18 protein-coding genes are annotated in these 22,300 nt (G+C 66.5%); 9 read left to right on the top strand and 9 right to left on the bottom strand.

All coding sequences use genetic code 11. The annotated features are described in order from the left end of the window. Positions 1-6: 6 nt before the first annotated feature. On the top strand, positions 7-315 hold the full coding sequence (locus WFK98_RS02330; RefSeq protein WP_266339221.1) for a hypothetical protein: 309 nt from the start codon (positions 7-9) through the stop codon (positions 313-315). Next, complete coding sequence (locus WFK98_RS02325; protein WP_336799149.1) at positions 312-1,421, top strand: CobW family GTP-binding protein; 1,110 nt, start codon at positions 312-314, stop codon at positions 1,419-1,421. Before WFK98_RS02330 ends, WFK98_RS02325 begins: the two co-directional genes overlap by 4 nt. 193 nt (positions 1,422-1,614) lie before the next feature. On the opposite strand, the gene WFK98_RS02320 is transcribed toward WFK98_RS02325, so the two are convergent. The 9 genes from WFK98_RS02320 to WFK98_RS02280 form a co-directional block, all read right to left on the bottom strand. After that, positions 1,615-2,595: an asparaginase gene (locus WFK98_RS02320; RefSeq protein ID WP_266339219.1), complete on the bottom strand. Its 981-nt coding sequence runs from the start codon at positions 2,593-2,595 to the stop codon at positions 1,615-1,617. Between the two features lie 87 nt (positions 2,596-2,682). Then, positions 2,683-3,441 (bottom strand): SDR family NAD(P)-dependent oxidoreductase, encoded by a 759-nt coding sequence (locus WFK98_RS02315; RefSeq protein ID WP_336799148.1) that lies wholly within the window; start codon positions 3,439-3,441, stop codon positions 2,683-2,685. A gap of 14 nt (positions 3,442-3,455) precedes the next feature. Then, positions 3,456-4,889 carry a dihydropyrimidinase gene (gene hydA / locus WFK98_RS02310; RefSeq protein ID WP_336799147.1) on the bottom strand — a complete coding sequence of 478 codons (1,434 nt, stop codon included), beginning with the start codon at positions 4,887-4,889 and terminating at the stop codon, positions 3,456-3,458. A gap of 45 nt (positions 4,890-4,934) precedes the next feature. Continuing rightward, a complete protein-coding gene (locus WFK98_RS02305) occupies positions 4,935-5,690 on the bottom strand; it encodes an SDR family NAD(P)-dependent oxidoreductase (RefSeq protein ID WP_336799146.1) in 756 nt (251 codons plus the stop codon). Further along, positions 5,690-6,619 (bottom strand): NAD-dependent epimerase/dehydratase family protein, encoded by a 930-nt coding sequence (locus WFK98_RS02300; RefSeq protein WP_336799145.1) that lies wholly within the window; start codon positions 6,617-6,619, stop codon positions 5,690-5,692. Before WFK98_RS02300 ends, WFK98_RS02305 begins: the two co-directional genes overlap by 1 nt. Further along, complete coding sequence (locus WFK98_RS02295; RefSeq protein WP_336799144.1) at positions 6,616-8,289, bottom strand: ABC transporter ATP-binding protein; 1,674 nt, start codon at positions 8,287-8,289, stop codon at positions 6,616-6,618. The genes WFK98_RS02300 and WFK98_RS02295 overlap by 4 nt, the downstream gene beginning before the upstream one ends. After that, positions 8,286-9,125 (bottom strand): ABC transporter permease, encoded by an 840-nt coding sequence (locus WFK98_RS02290; RefSeq protein WP_266339213.1) that lies wholly within the window; start codon positions 9,123-9,125, stop codon positions 8,286-8,288. The genes WFK98_RS02295 and WFK98_RS02290 overlap by 4 nt, the downstream gene beginning before the upstream one ends. Next, on the bottom strand, positions 9,125-10,180 hold the full coding sequence (locus WFK98_RS02285) for an ABC transporter permease (RefSeq protein WP_266339212.1): 1,056 nt from the start codon (positions 10,178-10,180) through the stop codon (positions 9,125-9,127). Before WFK98_RS02285 ends, WFK98_RS02290 begins: the two co-directional genes overlap by 1 nt. A gap of 73 nt (positions 10,181-10,253) precedes the next feature. Further along, entirely contained in the window at positions 10,254-11,954 is a 1,701-nt protein-coding gene (locus WFK98_RS02280) for an ABC transporter substrate-binding protein (protein WP_266339211.1), read from the bottom strand. Between the two features lie 844 nt (positions 11,955-12,798). On the opposite strand from WFK98_RS02280, the gene WFK98_RS02275 reads away from it, so the two are divergent. The 7 genes from WFK98_RS02275 to WFK98_RS02245 all read left to right on the top strand — a co-directional run bounded on the left by WFK98_RS02275 (position 12,799) and on the right by WFK98_RS02245 (position 22,258). Beyond that, entirely contained in the window at positions 12,799-12,972 is a 174-nt protein-coding gene (locus WFK98_RS02275) for a hypothetical protein (RefSeq protein ID WP_336799143.1), read from the top strand. Between the two features lie 3 nt (positions 12,973-12,975). Continuing rightward, positions 12,976-13,479, top strand: a complete 504-nt coding sequence (locus tag WFK98_RS02270; protein ID WP_336799142.1) for an RNA polymerase sigma factor — start codon at positions 12,976-12,978, stop codon at positions 13,477-13,479. A gap of 104 nt (positions 13,480-13,583) precedes the next feature. Next, complete coding sequence (locus WFK98_RS02265) at positions 13,584-14,543, top strand: FecR family protein (RefSeq protein ID WP_336799141.1); 960 nt, start codon at positions 13,584-13,586, stop codon at positions 14,541-14,543. A gap of 147 nt (positions 14,544-14,690) precedes the next feature. Then, positions 14,691-15,206 (top strand): RNA polymerase sigma factor, encoded by a 516-nt coding sequence (locus WFK98_RS02260; protein WP_266339207.1) that lies wholly within the window; start codon positions 14,691-14,693, stop codon positions 15,204-15,206. Positions 15,207-15,336: 130 nt separating this feature from the next. Then, positions 15,337-16,353 (top strand): FecR family protein, encoded by a 1,017-nt coding sequence (locus tag WFK98_RS02255; protein WP_336799140.1) that lies wholly within the window; start codon positions 15,337-15,339, stop codon positions 16,351-16,353. 112 nt (positions 16,354-16,465) lie between these two features. Then, entirely contained in the window at positions 16,466-19,078 is a 2,613-nt protein-coding gene (locus WFK98_RS02250; protein WP_336799139.1) for a TonB-dependent receptor, read from the top strand. A gap of 435 nt (positions 19,079-19,513) precedes the next feature. Beyond that, positions 19,514-22,258 carry a TonB-dependent receptor gene (locus WFK98_RS02245; protein WP_336799138.1) on the top strand — a complete coding sequence of 915 codons (2,745 nt, stop codon included), beginning with the start codon at positions 19,514-19,516 and terminating at the stop codon, positions 22,256-22,258. The last annotated feature ends 42 nt before the right edge of the window (positions 22,259-22,300 follow it).

Below are 22,300 nucleotides of genomic sequence, written 5' to 3'. Positions count from 1 at the left end.
GAGACGATGTGCGGATTGTGCGGCGCCTTTGGCGGCAGTGACCACTGGACCGGCGGCAGCGCGGCGACGGCGACCGGACTGACGCCGGCGGCCGAGCGGCAGGCGCGCGCCCGCATCGCCAACCAGATCCTGAAGCCCTATGGCCTGACGCTCGACGAATGGGCCGGCCGCTTCACGCTGCGCGCCCGCAACGGCAAGACCGCCATCATCGATCATTTCGGCGCCATCTGGCCGGAGGCGGAAAAGCTCACCGGCCGGACCTTCGACCCGCTCGACCCGGCCATCCTCGACCGGATGGAGGGAGTTTCGCCATGACCGCCCCGGACGATGGCGACAGCCGGATCACCGCCAATGTGCTGACCGGCTTTCTCGGCGCCGGCAAGACGTCGCTGCTGAAGCGCCTGCTCGCCCTCCCCTCGCTTTCCGGCACGGCGGTCATCATCAACGAGTTCGGCGAAGTCGGGCTGGATCATCTCCTCGTCGAGGCGATCGACGACGACATCGTGCTTTTGAAAAGCGGCTGCATCTGCTGCAACATCCGCACGGATCTGAAGGATGCGCTGCTGTCGCTGTTCGAGCGCAGCCGGAACGGCGAGATTCCTCGCTTTTCGCGCATCGCCATCGAGACGACCGGCATTGCCGATCCCGCGCCGATCGTCGCCACCCTTTCGGCCGACCCGATGCTGCGCCACCACTTTCGCGTCGGCAACATCGTCACCGTCGTCGACGTGCCGAACGGGCAGAGCAATCTCGATGGCTTCGTGGAATCGCAGCGCCAGGTCGCCGTCGCCGACCGGATCATCGTCTCCAAGAGCGATATTTCGCCGGCCGAGGACACGGCCCGCCTGCGCGCGCGGCTCGAGGCGCTGAACCCGGCTGCGGAGATCCTCGAACTCGACGAGACGATGCAGCCAGACGACGCGCTGTTCATGCGCGACATCCACGACAGTTCCGCGCGTGGCGCGGAGGTCGCCCGCTGGCTCAAGGCCGAGACGCGAGCGCTCGATGCTCACGGCCACCACCATCATCACGGCCATGATCACGGTCATTCGCACCACCAAGCGCATGAGCATGATATCAACCGACATGGTGACATCCGCGCCTTCGTGCTGAAGGGAGACGCGCCGCTCTCCTGGGCGCGCTTCGGGCTCTGGCTGTCGATGCTGCTCAACCGCCATGGCGGCGAGATATTGCGACTGAAGGGCCTGCTCGATATCGAGGGCAATGACAGCCCGGTCGTCATCCAGGGCGTGCAGCACCTGATCCACAAGCCGATGCATCTCGACCACTGGCCGGCGGGCGTCAACGGCACGCATCTCGTGGTGATCGCCAAGGGGCTGGACCCGGCTTTGGTGGAGCGCTCCTTCCGCGCGTTCAACGGCCTGTCGCCGCTGTTGGGCGGCCTGGCGAAGAGCGCCTGAGGACGGGCTGGCATACTCCTGGATCGCGCTCCACCCTCACCTCTCCCATGGGGAGAGGTCGACGGCGAAGCCGGCGGGTGAGGGGTTAGGGAATCATCCGGAGGGGCCGTAAACCCTCACCCGGACCTGCGGTCCGACCTCTCCCTCAGGGAGAGGTGAGCGGAGCCTCGACCACCCTTCAACGAAGCCACCCCTACCCGCCAAGCACCTCGAATTCCGTCCGCATCGCTTCCCTGTCGAGGCCCAGTCCAAGCAGCACCGAGGCGAGGATGCGCGACTTGATGCCGGTGAGGTCGCCGGCGAAGATCGCCCCCGCCCGCTCCAGGTCCTTGCCGCCGCCATTGCCATAGACCGGCTTGACCCGGCCTTCCGGGCAGCGCGAGGTGACGATGACGGGAAGCCCGCTCGCGGCCAGTTCCTCGACCGCGCGGGTGACCGCCGGCGGCGCGTTGCCGCGACCGAACCCTTCCAGCACGATCGCCCTGGCGCCGCTCGCCGCGGCGAAGCGGATGGCGCGATCGGAAGCGCCCATCACCATCTTGATCAGCTCGACATCCGTCTCGACGCGACCGGGCGCATAGGTCTTGCGCAATAGCGGTTTGCGATGGACGAGGACGCGATCGCCATCGACCTCGCCGAGCTTGCCATGCTCGCCGGAGCGGAAGGTGTCGACGCGCGAGGTATGGGTCTTGGTGACGTCGCGGGCAGCGTGAAAATCCTGCTCGAAGACGATGACGACGCCGAGGCCGCGCGCCGCCGGGCTCGCGGCGATACGGATCGCCTCGGCGATATTGCGCGGGCCGTCCGTGTCAGGCTCGTCGGCGCTTCTTTGCGCGCCGGTGAACACCACCGGCTTGTCGCTGGCAACAAGGAGATCGGCCATCCAGGCGCTCTCCTCCATCGTATCGGTGCCATGGGTGACGACGACGCCGTCGCAGGCCGGATTGGCGAGATGCTCGGCGATGCGCTTGGCGAGATCAAAGGCAAGCGGCAGGTCGATCGCATAGCTGCCGATATTGCTGAACTCGTCGACGGTGATCTCGATCCCGTCCAGCGGATCGTGCAGCGTCTCGCGCAGCGCCGCGCCGGTGACGCTCGCGACGACGTCCCGGCCGTCGGCGTCAAGGCGGGAGGCGATGGTGCCGCCGGTGGTGATCAGGGCGATCTTGGGCATGGGTTCCCTTTCCGCGGAGACGCGGGAGCCGCCGCCGGAACGAGGTCGGCGCGCGGCTCGGGTTTGGAATGGAGGCGGAATGCGCCGTCAGTAGCGGCCGACGAGCAGGCCGCCATCGACGACGATCACCTGGCCGGTGATATAGCGCGAGCCCGGCGAGGCGAGGAAGAGGATGACGTCGGCGATGTCCTCCGGCTCGCCGACACGGCCCATCGGGATGAAGGACGCCGCCTGCTCCAGCCCTTCGGGCCCAAGCGAATGCTCCTTCGACAGCGCCTGCGCCGTGCGGATATAGCCGGGCGCGATGCCGTTGACGCGGACGCCGTCCGGGGCAAGCTCGACGCCGAGGCCGCGCACCAGCCCGACCACGCCGGACTTGGCAGCGGAATAGTGGACGTGCTCGTCCCAGCCATAGGCAACGCCCATGATCGAGGACAGCGCGACGATGGCGCCGGACTTGCGGCGGCGCATACCGGGGGCGGCGGCGCGGATGATGCGCAGCACGCCCTTCAGGTCGACGTCGAGCGTGCGGTCCCATTGCTCGTCGGAGAGATCGGCGAGCGGCACCTTCTTGGCGATACCGGCATTGGCGATGATCGCGTCGATCTGGCCGAAGCGCGCCTCGACATCGGCGACCAGCGCATCCGTGCGCTCGGTCGAGGTGACGTCGAGAAACTGGAACTCGGCGCTGCCGCCTTCCGCGCGGATGCCTTCGGCAACAGCACTGCCTTCGGCTTCCAGAACGTCGGTCACCACGACATGATAGCCGGCGCGGGCGAAGGTGAAGGCGGTGGCCCGGCCGATGCCGATGCCGGCGCCGGTGATGATGGCGATTGGCTGCGTCATGAGAATTCCAATCCTTACAGGGCGGGTGCGCCGTTCGGCACAGCGTAGGGCGAAAGCGAGCGCTTGAGGAAGCCGCCATCGCCGGGCTCGCCGAGGACCTCGCCGTCCTGCATCACGACCTTGCCGCGCAGCACGGTCATTACCGGCCAGCCGGTAACCTCCAGCCCCTCATAGGGCGTGTAGTCGGCGCCGTGATGCATCAGCTCCTGGCGGATCGTCTCCTTGCGGTTCGGATCCCACAGCACGATGTCGGCGTCGAAGCCGGGCGCGATCGAGCCCTTCTTCGGATAGAGGCCGTAGATCTTGGCGTGGTTGGTCGAGGTCAGCGCGACGAATTCGTTGACGGTGATCCGCCCCTCGACGACGCCCTTCTGGTAGAGGATCTGCAGCCGCGTCTCGACGCCCGGAATTCCGTTCGGCACCCAGCGGAACGAGGTGCGCGCCTTCGGATTGAGCTTGCCCATCTCGCCTTCGTAGAAGAACGGGCAGTGGTCGGACGAGAAGGTCTGGAACACGCCGGTGCGGATGCCCTCCCAGATCGCGTCCCAGCTGGCATGGTCGCGCGGCGGCGGCGAGCAGACATATTTGCCGCCGCTCTCGTCCATGTTGAGGCCCTTCAGGTCGTCCGCCGTGAGGGCGACATATTGCGGGCAGGTCTCGGCGTAGATCTTGAGGCCCTTGTGCTGGGCCCAGCGGATCTGCTCCATCGGCTCGCGACCGGAGACATGCACGACCATGATCGGGACGTCGGTCAGCTCGGCATGGCTGATGGCGCGGTGGGTCGCCTCGCGCTCGACCGATTGCGGCCGCGACACGGCGTGGTAGTAGGGCGCCGTCTTGCCGGCGGCCTCGAGGCGCTCGGCCATGAAGCGGATGGCGTCATAGCCTTCGCAATGGACCATGACGAGCGCGCCGCAGCCGCGGGCGCAGTCGAACACCTCCAGCAGCTGCCGGTCGTTCAACACCAGGTCGTCATAGGTCATGAAGACCTTGAACGACGAGTATCCGTCATCGACCAGCGAAGGCAGTTCCTGGCCGAGCACGCTCGGGCTCGGGTCCGAGATGATCAGGTGGAAACCGTAGTCGCAGTAGGACTTGCCGTCGGCTTCCTTGTGATAGTCGACGACGCTGGTGCGCAGCGACGCGCCGCGCGGCTGCAGCGCGAACGGGATCACCGTCGTGTTGCCGCCGGCGATCGCCGAGCGGGTGCCGCTCTCGAAGCCATCGGCCATGGCCGGGCCGCCGAAGGCCGGCTGCGCCAGATGGACATGGCTGTCGATGCCGCCCGGCATGACCAGCAGGCCAGTGGCGTCGATGATGCGGTCGGCATCATCGAGCTTTTCGGCGACGGCGATGATGCGGCCGTCGCGGATGCCGACATCGGCACGCAGCGTATCGGACGCGGTGACGACGGTGCCACCGCGGATGACGAGATCATATTCGCTCATGGAGCCCTCTTGCGGATCGTCGGTCGGGGGGAAGCGGCGGCGGGATCAGACCATCACGTCGCCGCCATTCGGCGACAGCGTCTGGCCGACATAATAGGCGCCCGCTTCCGAGGCGAGCATCAGGATGGTCGGCGCGATTTCAGAAACCTTGCCGAAGCGGCCGATCGGCAGCTGCGCCTTCTTCATGTCGCGCCATTCCTGGCTGAGGCCGTTCAGCAGCACCGTCTCGGTGGCCCCGGGCGCGATCGCGTTGACGGTGACGCCATGCGGAGCCCCCTCATAGGAGAGAGCGCGGGTGAAACCGACGAGTCCGGCCTTGGCGGCGCAGTAATGCGCGAGGCCCGGCGCGCCCTTGTAGGCGAGCTGCGAGGCACAGTTGATGACCCGGCCATAGCCGCGCGCCAGCATGTCGCCGAAGAAGTGGCGCGTGACCAGGAAGGTACCGCGCAGATGCACGCCGAGCATCTGGTCCCAGTCGGCGACAGAGATGTCGACGAAGGCCTTGTCGCCACCGATGCCGGCAAGATTGACGAGGATGTCGACCTGGCCGAGCTTTTCCTTGGCCCAGGCGGCCATGGCGTCGACCGAGGCTTCGTCGGCGACGTTGCACTCGGTCGCGTGGACCTTGTAGCCCTCGCCGGTCAGGCGCGTGGCCAGCGCCTCGGCATTGGCCGCATCGCCATAATGGCAGAAGGCCACCTCGGCGCCGTAGCGGGCGAAAAGCTCGACCGTCTCGCCGCCAATGCCGCGGCTGCCGCCGGTGACCAGGGCCTTGCGGCCCGCAAGCGAAAACTCGTTCATCAATGGGCTCCTGCAATCGACTTTCGGCTGGCGATCCAGCCGGCATAGGACCGAATTCCCGCCTCGAGGTCGAAGCCCGGCGCGTAGCCGAGGTCGCGTTCGACGGCGGAGATATCAAAGCGCCGGTGGACCTCGTCGACCGGATCGGGGCCGGGCTGCATCTCGATATCGGCCTGCGGCAGGACCTTCTTCACGACATCGCCGATCTCGCGAAGGGTCAGGTAGGTGCCGCCCGTGACCGTATAGATGCGCCGCGGCAGGTCGCCGGCATCGAGCGCCAGGATCAGCGCGCCGGCGGCGTCCTCGACATGGATGAACTGGCGATGGAAATCGGCGCCGAACGGCACGCGCGTCGGGCGCTTCGCCAGCGCGTCCTCGATCATGGTGCGGATGATGCAGTCGGTGGTGCGGCCGGGGCCATAGACCCAGGAGAGCCGCAGCGCCACGGCATCGACGCCGAACTGGCGGAAATAGGTCCAGACCAGCTGCTCGCTGGCCGCCTTGCTTCCGCCATAGACGGAGGTCGGATAGAGCGCGACGTCCTCCGGCACCGGGCCTTCCGGCGTGTTGCCATAGGCGCTGGTCGAGGAGCAGAACACCATCCGCCGCATTTTGTGGACGCGGGCCAGCTCCAGCATGTTGGCGGTGCCGACGATGTTGACCTGCACCATCGAATAGGGATTGTCGCGCGCCACCATCGGGCCGGAATAGGCGCCGCAATGGACGATCGAGTCGATGTCGTGGTCGGCGACGACGGCATGCAGGCGGTGGATGTCGGTGACGTCACAGGGGATGATCGGCTGGCCGTCGGAGCTGCGGTCCGTGCGGTCGATGGCGACGACGGCGCGCCCCTGCGCCTCCAGCTTCCGGCGCACGACATTGCCGACAAGACCGGCCGCGCCGGTGATGAGAACTGCCTTGCCGCTCATGCCGCCACTCCCGCCATGCGCCGCATCTCGGCGCGGTCCCGTTGCGCGGCGCCCTGCTCGACCGGAAGCTCGGCCGCCAAAAGCGCCTTGGTGTAGTCTTCCCTCGCGGCCGAGAAGATCGTCTCGGTCTCGCCCTCCTCGACGATCTTGCCATGACGCATGACCGCGACGCGATGGGCGAGCGAGCGCACCGAGTTGAGGTCGTGCGTAATGAACAGCGCCGACATGCCCATCTCCGACTGGAGGTCGCGGACGAGGTCGATGATCTGGGCGCGGACGCGGATGTCGAGTGCGGTAGTAGGCTCGTCGAACACGACGAAGTCCGGCCGCGTCGCCAGCGCCCTGGCGATGCCGACGCGTTTCTGCTCGCCGGCAGTCAACTGGTGCGGATAGGCGTCGGCGATCGACGCCGGCAGCCGCACGAGATCGACCAGCTCGCGCACGCGCCTCTCAACCGCATCCCGGCCCAGCGTCGGGTCGAGCCGGAGCGGCTCGGCGACCAGCGCCCGGACCGGCCAGCGCGGATTGAGGGCTACATAGGGCTCCTGGAACACCATCTGGATCCGGCGCCGCATGACGCGGAACTCGGACGACGACATGGTCGTGACATCGACATTGTCGAAGGTGATGCCGCCGCCATCGCTGTCGAGCAGGCGCACGAGGCACTGGCCGACCGTGGTCTTGCCGGAACCGCTTTCGCCGACCAGCGCCAGCGTCTCGCCGCGCTTGACCGAGAAGGACACGTCGTCGATCGCGCGCACCACGTCCTGCGTGCCGGCGATCGGGAAGATCTTGAGCAGGCGGCGGACGTCGAGCAGCGGCGTCTCGTGCTGCGCCTCGGGCGCCGGGTCTTCGACCTTGGCGACCATCGGAGTCGGCCGGACGCGGGCGGCGTCGAGCAGCGCCTGGCCATAGGCCTCCTTCGGCGCATCGAGGAAGGCCCCGACCTCGGCGAGCTCGACGATCCTGCCCTCCTTCATGATCGCAACGCGGTCGCAGTAGTGCGCGACGATACCGAGGTCGTGAGTGATGATCACCGCGCCAGCGCCGAGCTCGCGGCAGCGCTTTACCAAAAGGTCGAGCACCTGCACCTGGATGGTCGCGTCGAGGCCGAGGGTGGCGTCGTCGGCGAGCACCACTTCGGGATTGGTGACCATCGCCATGGCGATGACGATGCGCTGCGCCATGCCGCCGGAGAGCTGGTGCGGATAGGCCTTGGCGCGGCGCTCGGGATTGACGATGCCGACCTGCGCCATCAGGTCGACGGCGGCCTTCCAGGCCTCCTTGTGGCTGCAGGAACGATGGGCGCGCAGCACGCGAGCGATCTGGATGCCGACCGTCTCGACCGGCGACAGCAATGCCTTGGCGTTGGTGCCGATCAGCGCGACCCGGCCGCCGCGGACCTTGCGCTGCTCGGCGGCGTCGATGCCGAACAGGGTCTTGCCCTCGAGGCGGATGTCGCCCGCCGTGAAGCGGCCGCCCTCCGGCAACAGGTTGAGCAGGCTGCGCGCGAGGAGCGACTTGCCGGCGCCGGTCTCGCCGACGATGCCGAGAATCTCGTCGCGGCCGAGGCTGAAGGTGATGTCGGAGAGCGCTCTCGCCGTGCCCTCGCCGAAGTCGACGGAAAGGTTCTCGACCTCGAGAAGCGGCTTCGTGTTTGCGTCGCTCATTGGCGTTCCCTCGTGGTCGGGTCGGAAAGGTCCTTCACCATGTCGCCGAGCAGCGCGAAGCTGAGCACGGAGACGACGATGGCGAGGCCGGGGAACAGCGCCACCCACCAGACGCCGAGGATCATCTGCTGCGCGCCGGTCGAGACCATCAGGCCCCATTCCGGCGTCGGCATGCGCACGCCGGCACCGACGAAGGAGAGGCCGGCGGTAAGCAGGATGGCGAGGCCGATGCTGATCGAGACCTGGACGATGGCCGGCGTCAGCGCATTGGGCAGGATATGGCGGAACATGATCGAGCCGTCCGTGGCGCCGCTGCAGCGCGCGGCGCTGACATAGGGCCGCTCGCGCAGCGACAGCACCTCGGCGCGGATCAGACGGGCGAACATCGGGATGAACAGTACCGCCAGCACGATGGCGACGTTCCAGATCTCCTGCCCCATCACCGACACCAGCGCCATGCCCAGCACGAAGACCGGAAAGGACTGGATGAAGTCGAAGACGCGCATGACCAGCGCGCTGATCCAGTTGCGATAGAAGCCGATCAGAAGGCCGATTGGCACGCCGACGACGAAGGCGAAGGCGACAGCGGTGATGCTGATCAGGAGGTTGATGCGCGTCGCGTAGACGATGCGGGTGTAGATATCCATGCCGGAGACGTCGGTGCCGAACCAGTGCGCCGCGGAAGGCGGCTGCAGCGACATCAACGGATCCGCCTCCTCCGGCGCGTAGAAGGTCAGCCAGGGCGCGAACAGGATCGAGGCGATCTGCAGGGCCAGCAGGGCAAGCCCGACCATGGCGCCCGGATGGGTCGAGACATAGCGGATGAAGCGGGTCATCAGACGCGAATCCTCGGATCTGCGAGTTCGTAGAGGATGTCCACGATCGTGTAGACGATCAGGATGAAGGCGGCGGCGACGACCACGAAGCCCTGCAGGGCCGGATAGTCGCTGTTCACGACCGACTGGACGGCATACTGGCCGAGCCCACCCCAGGCGAAGATCGTCTCGACCAGCACGGCGGCGCCGAGCAGGAAGCCGAACATGAAGCCGACGAGGGTGATGATCGGCGGCAGGCTGTTGCGGAGCGCGATCCGCCGGATGGTGCGTTCCGGCAGGCCCGAGGCGCGGGCATGGCGGATGAAGTCGCTGCGATAGATGTCGGCGAACGTCGTCTTGGTCATCTTCATCAGCGCGCCGGCATTGACGATGGCAAGCGTCAGCACCGGCAGGATCAGGCGCCCGACCGAGGAGAAGAAGGCGTTGAGATCGCCGGCGAGCAGGCTGTCGATCGTGTAGAAGCCCGTGATCGTGTCCGGCGGCGACACGAAGGTGTCGATCCGGCCGAAGGGCGCCGGGGCCCAGCCGAGGATGAAGAAGAAGAAGTAGATCAGCAGCAGGCCGACCCAGAAATCGGGGATGGCGCCGGCGGCGAGGCCATAGACGCGGCTGCCGATATCGACGACTCCGCCGGCCTTGACCACCGAGATGACCGCCAGCGTCACGCCGATCAGGATCGTCAGCAGCATGGCGTAGCCGATCAGCTCCAGCGTGGCCGGCGCGCGTTCCATGAGATCGGTGACGACGGGATTGGAGGTGAGGATGGAGACGCCAAGGTCGCCATGCAGCGCGTTGCCGATATAGTGGATGAACTGCTCCCAGAGCGGCAGGTGCAGGCCCAGCTTCTCGCGGAAGGCGGCGATCGTCTCGGGCGTCGCCATGTTGCCGAGCAGCAGCAGCGCGGGATCGCCTGGCAGCAGCCGCACCAGCAGGAACGTCACCATCATGACGCCGAACATCTGCGGCACCAGCATGGCGAGCCGGCTGGTGATGATGCGCAACGGCCGGGGTATCGCCCGCCAGTAGACGCCAAGATTGGCAACGGCCAGGGTCATCGGGGGTCTTTCCTGTCTTCGTACCCGGAGAAGGAGATGCGGCCCCGCCCGGAGGGCGAGGCCGCGACGGCGACTACTCTTTCGAGAGGTCGAAGAAGGCGTTGCCGTTCGGCGTGTACCAGGAGTAGCCCTTGACGTTGGCCCGCGTGGCGAGCTGGTAGCCGGGGTTCATCAGAAAGACCCAGGGGGCCTGCTCCATGGTGATCTGCTGCACGCGCTTCATGTCGGCGAGGCGCTTCGGCTCGTCCGTGCTCTTCAGGCCGTTGTCGATCAGCTGGTCGACCTCGGCGCTCTTGAACTTGGAGTAATTGATTGCCGAAGCGCTATTCAGCCACAGATTGGCGACGTAGGCGGCGTCGGGGACGATCGCCATGTCGCGGAAGAAGTACATCGGCACTTCGCCCTTGGTGTAGCGCTCGACCAGGGTCGAGGCCGGCAGCTTCAACAGTTCGACCTCGACGCCGGCCTTGGCGAAGGCCGACTTCAGGATGACCGCCATTTCTTCTTCAAGCTGGTCGCCGGTGCGATAGGCGAGCTGGGTCTTGAACCCGTCCGGCAGACCGGCCTCGGCGAGCAGCGCCTTGGCCTTGGCCGGATCGTTCGAGAAGGCGAAGTATTCATCCGTGAATCCCGGATAGATCTCCGAGATCGGGCTCTTGGTGAAGCGCGCGGTGTTGAAGTAGACGCTCTTCAGGATCTCGTCGCGCGGCACCAGGTAGTTCAGCGCCTGGCGGACCTTGACGTTGTCGAAGGGCGGCATCGCGTTGTTCATCTCGACGCGATGGATGAAATTGCCGAACACCTTCTCGACCTTGACGCCCGGCGCCTTCTCCAGCAGCGCCAGTTCGCGCGGCAGCAGGTATTCGGCGACGTCGACCGAGCCGGCCTGGATGGCCGCGACGCGGTTGGCGGAGGTCGGCATCTCGCGCAGGATGACGCGCTTCAGCTTCGGCTCGCCGCGATAGTAGTTCGGATTGGCGTCGTAGACGACTTCCTGGCCGGGCTTGTACTTGCTGATGAAATATGGGCCGAAAGCGGCCGTGTTGGTGGCGAGCCAGGTCGCCGCCCACGGATCGGCATCGGTCAGGTGCTTCTTGACCTCGACGGCGTCGAGAATGCCCAGATCGCTGTTGATCCAGATGCGCTCGATCAGCGGCGAGGCGTTCGGCAGCGTGACCTTGACGGTGTAGTCGTCGACCTTCTGGAAAGCGCTGTCGAAATCCTCGATCTTGAAGATCTGCGTCATGTACCAGTGGAAGTTCGACTTCATGTTCCAGCCGCGCAGGAACGACCACATCACCGTATCGGCGTTGAGCTCGTTGCCGAGCGCCGACTTGACGCCCTTGCGCAGGTGGAAGGTGATCGACTTGCGATCCTCGGAGACTTCCCACGTCTCGGCGAGCGCGCCGTCGATGGTGTCGAAGTCCTCGTAGAAGACGCCGTCCTCGCCCTGCTTCTGCTTGTAGGTCAGCAGGCGCTCGAACACGTTGCGGCGCACCTCATGGCCGGCCTCGGTCGGCGGATATTCCTGGTCGAGCGATTCCGGCGTGCGCGGCGCGGCGACCACGAGCGTGGTCTTGGCGTCCTGCGCCGAAGCGCCGACCGTGCCGAGAATGGTGGTGACCATGAAGGCGCCGACCAAGCCGGCGAAAAGGCTCTTCAGCGGCGTCTTGCGCAGCCAGCGGTTCCGCGCGGCGCCATGGCCGTCGGACAGACGTTGGCCGTCCGGCAGACGTTTCGTCATGCCGATGGAGGTATGAGGGAAGGTCTGCACGCTAGTCTCCTTGAGATGGGAGGAACACCGCAGGACTGGTCTGACCACTGCGAGTGCCCAAGTATCCTCGCGGCACCCGCGCGAACCGACAATGACAAATTTTCGGCGCAATTTGCCCAAGAGTCGGACACGCCGAAATTTCGGGCAGTATTGCCTATACCGAACAAAATTTCTCAAATAACGGCCATATACGTGACCATTCTTCGCTGAAATCAGCTGATCACAATGTGATCAATAAAATAGAGTACGCATTCGTTATCTTTGAAATCGACAATCGATCAAAATTTTACGATCGATACAAAAACATCAATAGGAACAACGTCGGATTACCCGAGCGAACCCATCGCATTTTCCGACTTGATTATACATCACTATAGGAAAGCGCTTCGTCAGCAGCGAACGACCCGGCGCCCCGCCGATCCTCTCGCGAGGCAGGATCGCGTTCCCGTCTGCCTGCTTTTTGGTCTGACCGATGTGATCAAACTGGTCAGGCGCGCCAGGACGGTTCCACTGGATTCCGGCCGTGCCCAAATCCTCGGCAACCCCAGGTCGAAACCGGCCGAGCCGCTCTCCGCGCCCCTCTCCAGGCCTGTCCCGATGCAGGTGCGTTTGTTAGGTCGGCGGCCCGCCGCGGCGAGCGGCAACCGGTCAGACCACATGGGGTAAGCCATCCCATATCGGCCGACCCAAGCCCTGACACGGCCGACATCCGCGAGAGGCCAGTTAGAAACCCTCTAAATCATTGTTGTTGCAACGCTTTTCTATTCGGCCTATCCGGGCAGCAGGTTGAACCCACTCGCCGTTTCGCAGGCGCGCGAGCTTCATCTCTCACCTGTGCAGCCCCATGACCGCGACGTTCACGACCGACAGCCCGGAAAATCCCGCGCCGATCCGCCTGCGCCACTGGCATCCGCCGATCGTGACGGCCCCGATCGCGCGCGCCGGCCGCCGGCTGCAACGGCCCGACCGGGTGGCCGCCTCGCTCGAACGGCTGCAGCGCCGCGGCGGCGGGTGGTAGCGCATGTCCTGGGACATACAGAGCCTGTTCCGGCGCCATGCCAAGGAGATCACGCGGGCGCTCCGGCGGCGCGGACTGACCGAGGAAACGGCCGCCGACATCACGCAAGACACGTTCCTGCGCGTGCTGGCCTCGCCGCCGCGGGACGGCACGCTGAACCACAATCCCCGCGCCTATCTGCACCAGGTCTCGCGCAATCTCAGCATCAACCATGTCCAGCGCATGCGCCGGTCGGGGATCGTCGAGATTGCCGACGTCATCCTGACCCAGGTCGCCGATCCGACGCCTTCGCCCGAGGTAGTGGTCCGTGACCGCCAGCGGCTGCGCCAGGTCGAGGCGGCGCTGGCGGAACTGCCCGAGCGGACGCGGCTCGCCTTCGAACGCCACCGCCTCGGCGGACAGACCATCGCCGCCATCGGCCAGGAGCTCGGCCTGTCGACGACCCGGACCTGGGCGCTGATCCGCGAGGCCTACCGCCACATCGTGCTGCGTACCGGGAGCCTTTGAGCGAAAATTCCGCCCGCGAGAGAAAAATCGCCCGCGCCAAGGGTAATAGAGGGCGAGAACGACAGGAGGCGGCCGCCGGGCCGCCCGATCGCGGGAGGGGCAGCATGCGCGACTTGACGCCGGAGACGGATCGGCTGCTCGACGAGGCCATCGATCTGGTGATCCGCCTGCAGGCCGCTCCCGACAATCCGGTGGCGATCAAGATGGTCCGCGCCTGGCGGGCGCGCAGCCCGCAGCACGAGCATGTCTGGACCCAGGTCGCCGAAGTGCACGGCATGAGCGGCCAGGTGCTGACCGAGCAGGCAAAGGCCGCGCGCCGTCGCGGCGGTGCGCCGTCGCGGCGCAACTTCATGCTCGGCGGCGCGGTCGGACTCGGCGCGCTGACGGCCGGCTCGCTGTTCGGGCCGGACGCGATCCTGCGCGCCCGCGCCGACTATGTCACCGACAAGGGCGAGATACGCCGCGTTCCCCTCCCGGACGGCAGCGTGGCGACGCTCGGCCCCGACACCGCGATCTCGATCGCCTTCAACGGGGCGACGCGCGACGTCGCGCTGCTCCAGGGCATGTCGTTCTTCGCCGTCGCCGCGGATTCCGGGCGCCCGTTCCAGGTCAAGAGCGGGCCGATCGCCGCGATCGCGCAGCAGGCCGCCTTCGACATCACGAGCGATGCCGGCATCGTCAGCGTCTCGGTCGACACCGGCGAGGTCGAGACGCGTATCGACAGGCCGGCCATCCCCGCGCTTGATCTCGCGGCCGGCGACTGGATGAGCTTCGACGCCGCCGCCCAGCTCGTCGAGCGCGGCCGGCGAGAGCCGGGCCAGATCGGCGGCTGGCGCGACAAGCTGATCCTCGCCGAGCGCGAGCCCGTCGCGGCGCTGGTGGCGAGGATCGGCCGCTGGGTGCCCGGCCGGATCGTCATCGCCGACCCGTTCGTCGGCACCCAGAGGGTGAGCGGCCTGTTCGACCTGAGCGACCCGCGCCGGGCGCTGGAAGCGGTCGTCCTGCCGGCAGGCGGCCGCGTCCGCCAGGCCTCGTCCTTCCTGACGGTGATCTCGCCGATCTGACAGAAACGACCGGAACACAGTCTAGAGACAGTCTAAATCATTGACGTTGCGTGATCTTTTTCTCTGGACTATTGGACGCCGCAGGTAGCCCCCACTCGCCGTATCGACGATGCGCGAGCCTGCTCTTGCCCCGCGCCACTCCGTTTCATGCCGCCTCTCCTCCACGACGCATTTCAACTGCATCGCCGTTCCTTGACCTGGAGCGTGATGCGGATCGTGCGCGATCCGCAGATCGCCGAGGACCTGGCGCAGGAGACCTATGTGCGGGCGCACAAGGCGATCGAGGCGGGTCCGATCGAGCATGTCGAGGCGTTCCTGCACCAGACGGCGCGCAATTTGGCGCTCGACTATCTGCGCCGCCGCAAGACGCGGTCGCGCGTCGAGACGGATGGGCTGAGCGACGAGGCGCTGGAGAACATTCCCGCCGATACGCCGTCGCTGGAAGCCGAACTGATCGAGCGCGAGCGGCTGCGACTGTTCCAGGCGGCGCTCGCCACCTTGCCGGAACGGGCGCAGCAGGTGGTTGTGCTGAGCCGGATGGAGGAATGGACCAACGCGCGGATCGCGCAGCATCTCGGCGTTTCCGAACGCACCGTCTTCAATGATTTGAAGCTCGCCATGGCGCATTGCCGCGACGCGCTGGCACGGAGCGACCGGCGTTGATCCCCTCCCCGCGACGTCCCCTCCGGAGCCGGAAAACTATTTTTGCCGAATTCCAGACTGCCGGACGTCAACTCTATAAAGACCCGAAGGCCCGGACGATCGGATGAGTTGCGTGGGACGAGAACGCTCGATGGACGATGCCTCGCCGATCCCGGAAGGGACGGACAAGATCGCATCCGATCGCATCGCCGACGAGGCGCTCGACTGGTTCACGCGGCTGCGCAACGCCACGCCGGAGGATGCCGGCGAGGCCGAATTCGCCGCCTGGCTGCGGCAGAACCCGCGCCATGCCGAGGCATTTGACGATCTCGAGGCGATCTGGGGATCCCCCGCCTTCCTCGGCGCCGTGCGCAGTCTGCCGGTCGCAACGCCGGCGGCAGCGAGCGCCCGCCGTGCCGTCGAGCCCCGCCCGCATGCGCGTCCATCGCGAAAGCTCCCCGTCCGGTTCGGCGCCATCGCCGCCATGCTGCTGCTCGCGATCGGCGTCTGGCAGGCGCCGGCGCTTATACTCCGCTGGCAGGCCGACTACGTCACCGCCGTCGGCGATCGCGCCACCATCGCGCTGCCCGACGGGTCGAGCATGATCCTCAACACGGCCTCGGCGGTGGCGCTCGATTTCGAGAACGGACGGCGCGACGTACGTCTGCTGCAGGGCGAGGCCTTCTTCGACGTGCGGCATGACCCGGCCCATCCGTTCCGCGTCGCCGGAAGGTTCGGCGCCATCGAAGTGAAGGGCACGGCGTTCTCCGTCCGCGAAGACGGGGCGCGGGATACCGTCATCCTCGAACGCGGTCGCGTCGAGGTCCGCCTCGTCGCCGATGAGGCCGCGCAGGCGACGCTGGAGCCGGGCCAGCAGGTTGTCGCCAGCGCCAACGCCCTTTCCGCCGTCGAGCCGGCCGATCCGGTGACGGCGCTCGCCTGGCGACAGGGACGCATCGTCTTCGACGACCAGCCCTTCGAGACCGTGCTCGCCGAACTGCGCCGCTACCGCAGCGCCCCGGTCGTCGTCACCACTGGCCTCGCGGAAGACTTCCGCGTCAGCGGCAATTACCGCACCACCGACATCGACGGCGCGCTGCGTTCGCTCGCCGCCGCCGCCGGCGTCGACGTCACGACCCTGCCCGGCGGCATCCTAATCCTTCGCTGAATATTCAACTTTTCTTTTCCGGTTTCGCCCACCCCGAACGTCGGATGTGTGAGAGGGCGATTTCAGCACGACGCCGGACGGCCTCTTCGATCTGGAAAAGGGGCTTTGCGGCATGACGAACGGGATGTTGACCACCGGGACCGGGGCGAGCGCACAGGCGGGACTGCGCACGAAACGCCGGCTGGCCTCGCTGCTCGTCACCTCCGCCCTGCTTGCCGTGACGACGAGCCTTGCCGCCCAGCCCGCGCTGGCCCAGCCGGCACCGGCGAACGCCGCCAACCAGGCCGTCGCCTTCTCCATTCCCGCGCAACCGCTTTCCGCCGCCGTCAACGCCTTCATCGGCGTCACCGGCTGGCAGATCAGCTATTCCTCGGCGCTGGCGCGCGGCAAGAATTCTGCCGCCGTCGTCGGCACGATGACGCCAGCGCAGGCGCTGCAGCGACTGGTGGCCGGAACCGGCCTGCAGGTCCGTATCGGAGCGCCCGGCTCGGCAGCCCTGGTCGACGCCAGCGCCGCCGCCGCAGTGCCGGCGGACGGCACCACGGTCCTCGACGTCATCGACGTGACGGCGGGCGGCACGATGGCGGCGTCGGATCTTCCCTTCGCCTCGCCCGGCTCTATCGCTCACATCTCGGAAGCACAGATCCAGCGCACGCCGCCGACCTCGGTCGGCGACATCTTCCGCAATACGCCCGGCGTCAATGCCGTCGGCAATCGCGTCGGCGCCTCGATGGATCTGAACATTCGCGGCCTGCAGGGCCAGAGCCGCGTCAACGTCATGGTCGACGGCACGCGCCAGACCAACGGCTCCTATCGCGGCTATCGCGGCAGCCGCAACGAGGTCTATGTCGATCCGGACCTGCTGGCCGGCGTCGACATCAACAAGGGCCCCTATAGCGGCGCGGGCGGCACCGGCGCGATGGGTGGCGTCGTCAACATGCGGACGATCGACGCGCGCGACATCGTCAAGGAAGGCCAGACCTATGGCGCCCGCCTGCGCGGCAGCCTCGGCACCAACACGCAAAGCCCTCCGACGGAGGGAACGGAGACAATCCGCAACGGCCCGCCCGGATTCAACGGCGATGCCTGGAGCGGCAACATCGCCGCCGGCCTGGTCGAGGACAATTACGAGTTCGTCGCCGCCCTCGCGCGTCGCCAGCAGGGCAACTACTTCGCCGGCAAGAACGGCGCCGCGACCTTCGACACCAGCCGAAACGGCTCGAAATTCCCGACGGACAAGAAGTTCTCGCCCTTCGGTCCCGGCGACGAGGTTCTCAACACCTCGCAGGACACGACGACCTTTCTTACCAAGGGCAAGGTGAAATGGGGCGACGGTCATTCGCTGGAGCTGGGATACACCTATTACAACAACCAGTATGGCGAGAACGACGAGACCCTTCTCGGCTTCGCGACCAGCCCCACCTTTCCGCTTCCGGCGACGCAGAAAGGCCTCAGCGAGACGACGACCAACACCTTCCGCTCTACGTACCAGTATGATCCGGCCGATAATGACTACCTCAACGTGACGGCCAATCTCTGGGCCACCGACATCGACACCTTCAGCCAGACGCTGCGCTCGAATACCTATGGCCTGGGCGCCGACGGCAGGACGCATGTGCGGACCTATGGCGGCGATGTCTCGAACCGCACGACCCTCGAGACGGGCCTCGGCCTCCTGACCCTCAACAACGGCCTCGAATTCGTCGAGGAGCGCGCCCGTGAAAGCGAGACCCGCGTCTACTCCCCCTCGGCGCCGGACGTGCCGATCTATATCAACTCGAACCCCAATGGCGACCGCCTGCTCTGGAGCGCCTTCAACCAGACCCGGCTCGACGTGACGGACTGGCTGCGGCTGGAGGGCGGCCTCCGCTACGACAGCTACGAGGCGAAGGGGACGAGCGAGGGCCTTTCCGCCCTCCCGACCGGCAGCGGTTCCCGCATCAATCCTTCGGCCACGGTCACGGTGATGCCACTCGACGGCCTGCAGCTCTTCGCCTCCTATACGGAGGGCTGGCGGCCGCCGAGCCTGCGCGAATGGTCGGTGATCGGCATCGGCGCCATCGTCCAGAACCCGGACCTGCAACCCGAAATCTCCAAGAACGTCGAATTCGGCTTCAACGTGAAGCGGGACAGCGTGTTCACCGCCGGTGACGCCCTTCGCTTCAAGGCCGTCTATTTCGACAACAATTACGACGACTACATCGTCCGCGTCCGCGCGCCCTATTCGACTTACACCTGGTCCAACATCGACCAGGCCGAGTTCCGCGGCTACGAGCTTTCCGCGCGCTACGATACCGGCAAGTTCTTCGTCGAGGCCGGTTTCACGAAGTACGACGACATCGAATTCTGCGGCAGCAACGGAGTCTGCGGCAACGCGGCGGCCGCCGGCGACTACGGCATCATGAACGTCCCGCCGAAATATTCGGGCACCGTGACGGTGGGTGCGCGCCTGTTCGACGAGCGGCTGGAGATCGGCACGCGTGTCTATTCCTTCGGCGAGCGCCTCGGCGGCTACGGACTTGTGACCGGCGCGGTGAACCCGCCGACCGTCTGGAACAAGTCGACGATCGTCGACGTGTTCGGCAGCTACAAGGTGAGCAAGGACGTTACGCTCGACTTCAGCGCCGAGAACATCGGCGACCGCTACTACATGGACGCCATGTCGACCGGCCCGATCCCGTCGCCTGGCCGGACGGTGCGCGCCGGGCTGACGGCGAAGTTCTAGGCATCCGGTCCCCCGAAAAACGTGCCGGCGGGAGAAAATTCCGTCGGCCCGTTTGTATCCATCACGGGGACGGAACAACCCAGGTTTTCACGCCCGGCATTCCGCCCGCAGGCAAGCAGCGGGAACAGCCGGGCCCCAGACACCCCGTTCCTCCCCCGAGGCGGGGCGATCCGGCTTCCCATAGGTCGGGTCGCCCTGAAACAAGGTTCCCTCGACGTGCGCCCGCTCCCGAGTCCTGCCTGCCATCGGCACGATGCGACCGCTCCCGCGCGGCGCGGATCGGCGGGCCGGCATGCGCAGATCGCGCGGCACGAGAAAATTTTCACTCGAGGGAGAAAAATCCGGCGGCCCGTTTGTAACAGCCTTCGGGACGGCACTACCCAGTATTCAGGCACGGCATCCCGCTCATATGCAAACAACGGGAATTGCCGAGCCATGATGCGGAATTCGGGGAATACGGCGCGCGGACGAACCGCGCGCCGGGCGCTGGTCGCGACGCTGATGCTGACGACGACGATCGGCGCCGGGACGGCGATGGCTCCCGCGGCCCAGGCCCAGGCTGCGCAGGCCGTCGATTTCAGGATTCCGGCCGGCCCGCTCAGCCAGGCGCTGGCGGCGTTCGGCCGCCAGTCCGGCCTGCAGGTGACCTATCTGGCCGCCTCGGCCGCCGGCAAGACCTCGCCGGGCCTGACCGGCCGCGCCACCCGCGACGAGGCGCTCGCGCGCCTCCTCTCCAGCTCCGGCCTGGTCTACTCGTTTCCGAATGCCGGCACCGTGGCGATCGGCGCGGCCGGATCGCCGGGCGTCCAGGGCTCGACCGAGGGCACGACCGTGCTCGACATCATCGATGTGACGGGCGGCAGATCCTATGGCGGGCTCGGCAGCCTCGCCAGCCCGGACGCGAAATATGAGGTGGCGCAGAGCGTCGAATTCCTGTCCGAGCGCCAGATCGAGCGCTTCCGCGGCTCCTCGGTCGGCGACTTCCTGAAGGGCATGCCGGGCGTGCTGACCGGCGACAACCGCAACAGCGGCGCCATCGACGTCAATGTGCGCGGCATGCAGGGCTTCGGCCGCGTTCCCGTCGTCGTCGACGGCACGCAACAGCAGAACACCGTCTATCGTGGCTATTCCGGCGTCGCCTCGCGCAACTATGTCGATCCCGATTTCATCGGCGGGGTGGTGGTCGAGAAGGGTCCTTCGGCCGGCGTCTACGGCGTCGGCGCGACGGGCGGCATCGTACGGATGGAGACAATCAACGCCGACGACATCATCGTCGGCGACAAGGCCTGGGGCGTGCGCGTCAAGGGCAGCCTGATGACCAATACGGCGAGCCCGCCGCCGGTCGGCACGCCGGGCGGCTATGCCACGACCGGCTTCGGCCGCTACCGCACCGGCTGCGACTGGAACTGCGTGATCCAGACGGTGCCGACCGAGCCGATCACCGGCAGCGCCTATGGCATGGACCGGCCGGCGACCCTGCTGCCGACCTCCGGCGCCGGCAGCGTCTCGTTCGCCGCACGCAACGACACGGTCGAGTTCGTCGCCGGCTATTCGCGCCGCAAGAACGGCAACTATTTCGCCGGCACCAATGGCCGCACGCCGGAAGTGACGATCACCGAGACGACCGAGATCACGCCCGCCGCACCGCCGCGCATCCCGGTCGACCGCGTCACCGAATACACGACGATCTCGCTCAACGCCCTCAACCGCTATCGCGGCGGCGAGGAGGTTCTGAACACCTCGCAGGACAACACCTCGTATCTCGCCAAGGCGAAGCTGGAGCTGGATGGCGGCCACGTCTTCGACGCCAGCTTCATGCGCTACGAAAGCAATTTCGGCGAGATGATGCCTTCGGTGATCCTCCGCTTCGACGGCGCGACGCAGGCCGAACTCAGCGACGTCGCCGTCAACACCTATCGCGCCGGCTACAAGTACGATCCCGAGAACCCGTGGATCGACTTCAAGGCCAATGTCTGGATGACGGATACCGAGACCCATATCCGCACGCCCTACGCTTTCAGCTTCAGCAACGGCACCACCCTGGATGTGCCGCAGGGCTATTGGGACGTCGCCAAGCGCTACGGCACCGACGCGGTCAACACCTCCACCTTCGAGACGGCGGCCGGCAAGGTCGAGGTCGCGGCCGGCGGCTCGTACATCTACGAAACCATCGCGCCGCCGTCCGGCGTCGTGAACATCGATTCCAACGACCGGCTCGCCTCGCGCGACGGCTGGCGCCAGGAGGCGAGCGGCTTCGTTGCAAGCACCTGGAACCCGACCCAGTGGCTGAAGTTCGACTCGTCGCTCCGCTACACCTGGACCGAGTCCTACGACAACGGATCCAACTATGGCTCGACGCTGCACAATCACGAGGTCAATGACGGCTTCGCGCCGATCATCGCGGTGACGATCGAGCCGATCCAGGGCATCGAGTTCTATGCCCGCTATGCGGAAGCCATCCGCGCGCCGAGCCTGTTCGAATCGACAACCGGCTTCTCGTTCAACGTCGATCCGCTGACGGCGGTGAAGCCGGAGCACGCCAAGAACACCGAGTTCGGCTTCAACGTGCTGCGCGACGACGTCCTGACCGCCGGCGACAAGCTGCGCCTGAAAATCTCGCACTTCGACAACAAGGTCGACGACTACCTGACGCGCACCAACTATCCGGCCGTCACGGTCCGGAACATCCCCGGCGCCCGGTTCGTCGGCTGGGAAGGCAATATCGGCTACGATGTCGGCTGGGCCTTCGCCGAGTTGTCCGGCACCTACTACGACCAGATCGAGTTCTGCGCCTATGAGACCGGCGGCCAACTGGCCTGCCGCCCCGCAGGTGTCCAGAACGGCTATGCACAGCTGCATGTTCCACCGAAGAAGAGCGGCACGGTCACGGCCGGCGTGCGCTTCCTCGACGGCGACCTCGAGGTCGGCGGGAGGCTCACCTACATGGGCGACCGTGGCACCACGACCACCAACGCCGACACCGGCGGCTACACCACCGTCATCAACTGGGACAAGTACACGCTGGTCGACCTGTTCGCCTCCTACAAGGTGAACGAGCACGTCACGGTGGACGCGGCCGTCGATAACCTGACGGACGCCTACTACATGGACGCGCTCACCCTCGGATTGATGCCTTCGCCGGGCAGAACCATCCGAGCCAGCTTGACAGCAAAGTTCTGAGCTATACCAAGGCGAGAAAGTCAACTTTATGGAAAGACTCAC

The sequence above is a fragment of the Kaistia sp. MMO-174 genome, from assembly GCF_037147815.1.
Taxonomy (GTDB): Bacteria; Pseudomonadota; Alphaproteobacteria; order Rhizobiales; family Kaistiaceae; genus Kaistia; species Kaistia nematophila.
The sequence above is the reverse complement of the archived record's forward strand: the minus strand, read 5'-3'. Positions and strand labels throughout refer to the sequence as shown.

Bases quoted from the DNA above. Each gene is read 5' to 3' on its own strand.
- WFK98_RS02330 (WP_266339221.1), top strand. From the start codon at position 7: ATGTGCGGATTGTGCGGCGCCTTTGGCGGCAGTGACCACTGGACCGGC.
- WFK98_RS02325 (WP_336799149.1), top strand. From the start codon at position 312: ATGACCGCCCCGGACGATGGCGACAGCCGGATCACCGCCAATGTGCTG.
- WFK98_RS02320 (WP_266339219.1), bottom strand. From the start codon at position 2,595: ATGCCCAAGATCGCCCTGATCACCACCGGCGGCACCATCGCCTCCCGC.
- WFK98_RS02315 (WP_336799148.1), bottom strand. From the start codon at position 3,441: ATGACGCAGCCAATCGCCATCATCACCGGCGCCGGCATCGGCATCGGC.
- hydA (WP_336799147.1), bottom strand. From the start codon at position 4,889: ATGAGCGAATATGATCTCGTCATCCGCGGTGGCACCGTCGTCACCGCG.
- WFK98_RS02305 (WP_336799146.1), bottom strand. From the start codon at position 5,690: ATGAACGAGTTTTCGCTTGCGGGCCGCAAGGCCCTGGTCACCGGCGGC.
- WFK98_RS02300 (WP_336799145.1), bottom strand. From the start codon at position 6,619: ATGAGCGGCAAGGCAGTTCTCATCACCGGCGCGGCCGGTCTTGTCGGC.
- WFK98_RS02295 (WP_336799144.1), bottom strand. From the start codon at position 8,289: ATGAGCGACGCAAACACGAAGCCGCTTCTCGAGGTCGAGAACCTTTCC.
- WFK98_RS02290 (WP_266339213.1), bottom strand. From the start codon at position 9,125: ATGACCCGCTTCATCCGCTATGTCTCGACCCATCCGGGCGCCATGGTC.
- WFK98_RS02285 (WP_266339212.1), bottom strand. From the start codon at position 10,180: ATGACCCTGGCCGTTGCCAATCTTGGCGTCTACTGGCGGGCGATACCC.
- WFK98_RS02275 (WP_336799143.1), top strand. From the start codon at position 12,799: ATGACCGCGACGTTCACGACCGACAGCCCGGAAAATCCCGCGCCGATC.
- WFK98_RS02270 (WP_336799142.1), top strand. From the start codon at position 12,976: ATGTCCTGGGACATACAGAGCCTGTTCCGGCGCCATGCCAAGGAGATC.
- WFK98_RS02265 (WP_336799141.1), top strand. From the start codon at position 13,584: ATGCGCGACTTGACGCCGGAGACGGATCGGCTGCTCGACGAGGCCATC.
- WFK98_RS02260 (WP_266339207.1), top strand. From the start codon at position 14,691: ATGCCGCCTCTCCTCCACGACGCATTTCAACTGCATCGCCGTTCCTTG.
- WFK98_RS02255 (WP_336799140.1), top strand. From the start codon at position 15,337: ATGGACGATGCCTCGCCGATCCCGGAAGGGACGGACAAGATCGCATCC.
- WFK98_RS02250 (WP_336799139.1), top strand. From the start codon at position 16,466: ATGACGAACGGGATGTTGACCACCGGGACCGGGGCGAGCGCACAGGCG.
- WFK98_RS02245 (WP_336799138.1), top strand. From the start codon at position 19,514: ATGATGCGGAATTCGGGGAATACGGCGCGCGGACGAACCGCGCGCCGG.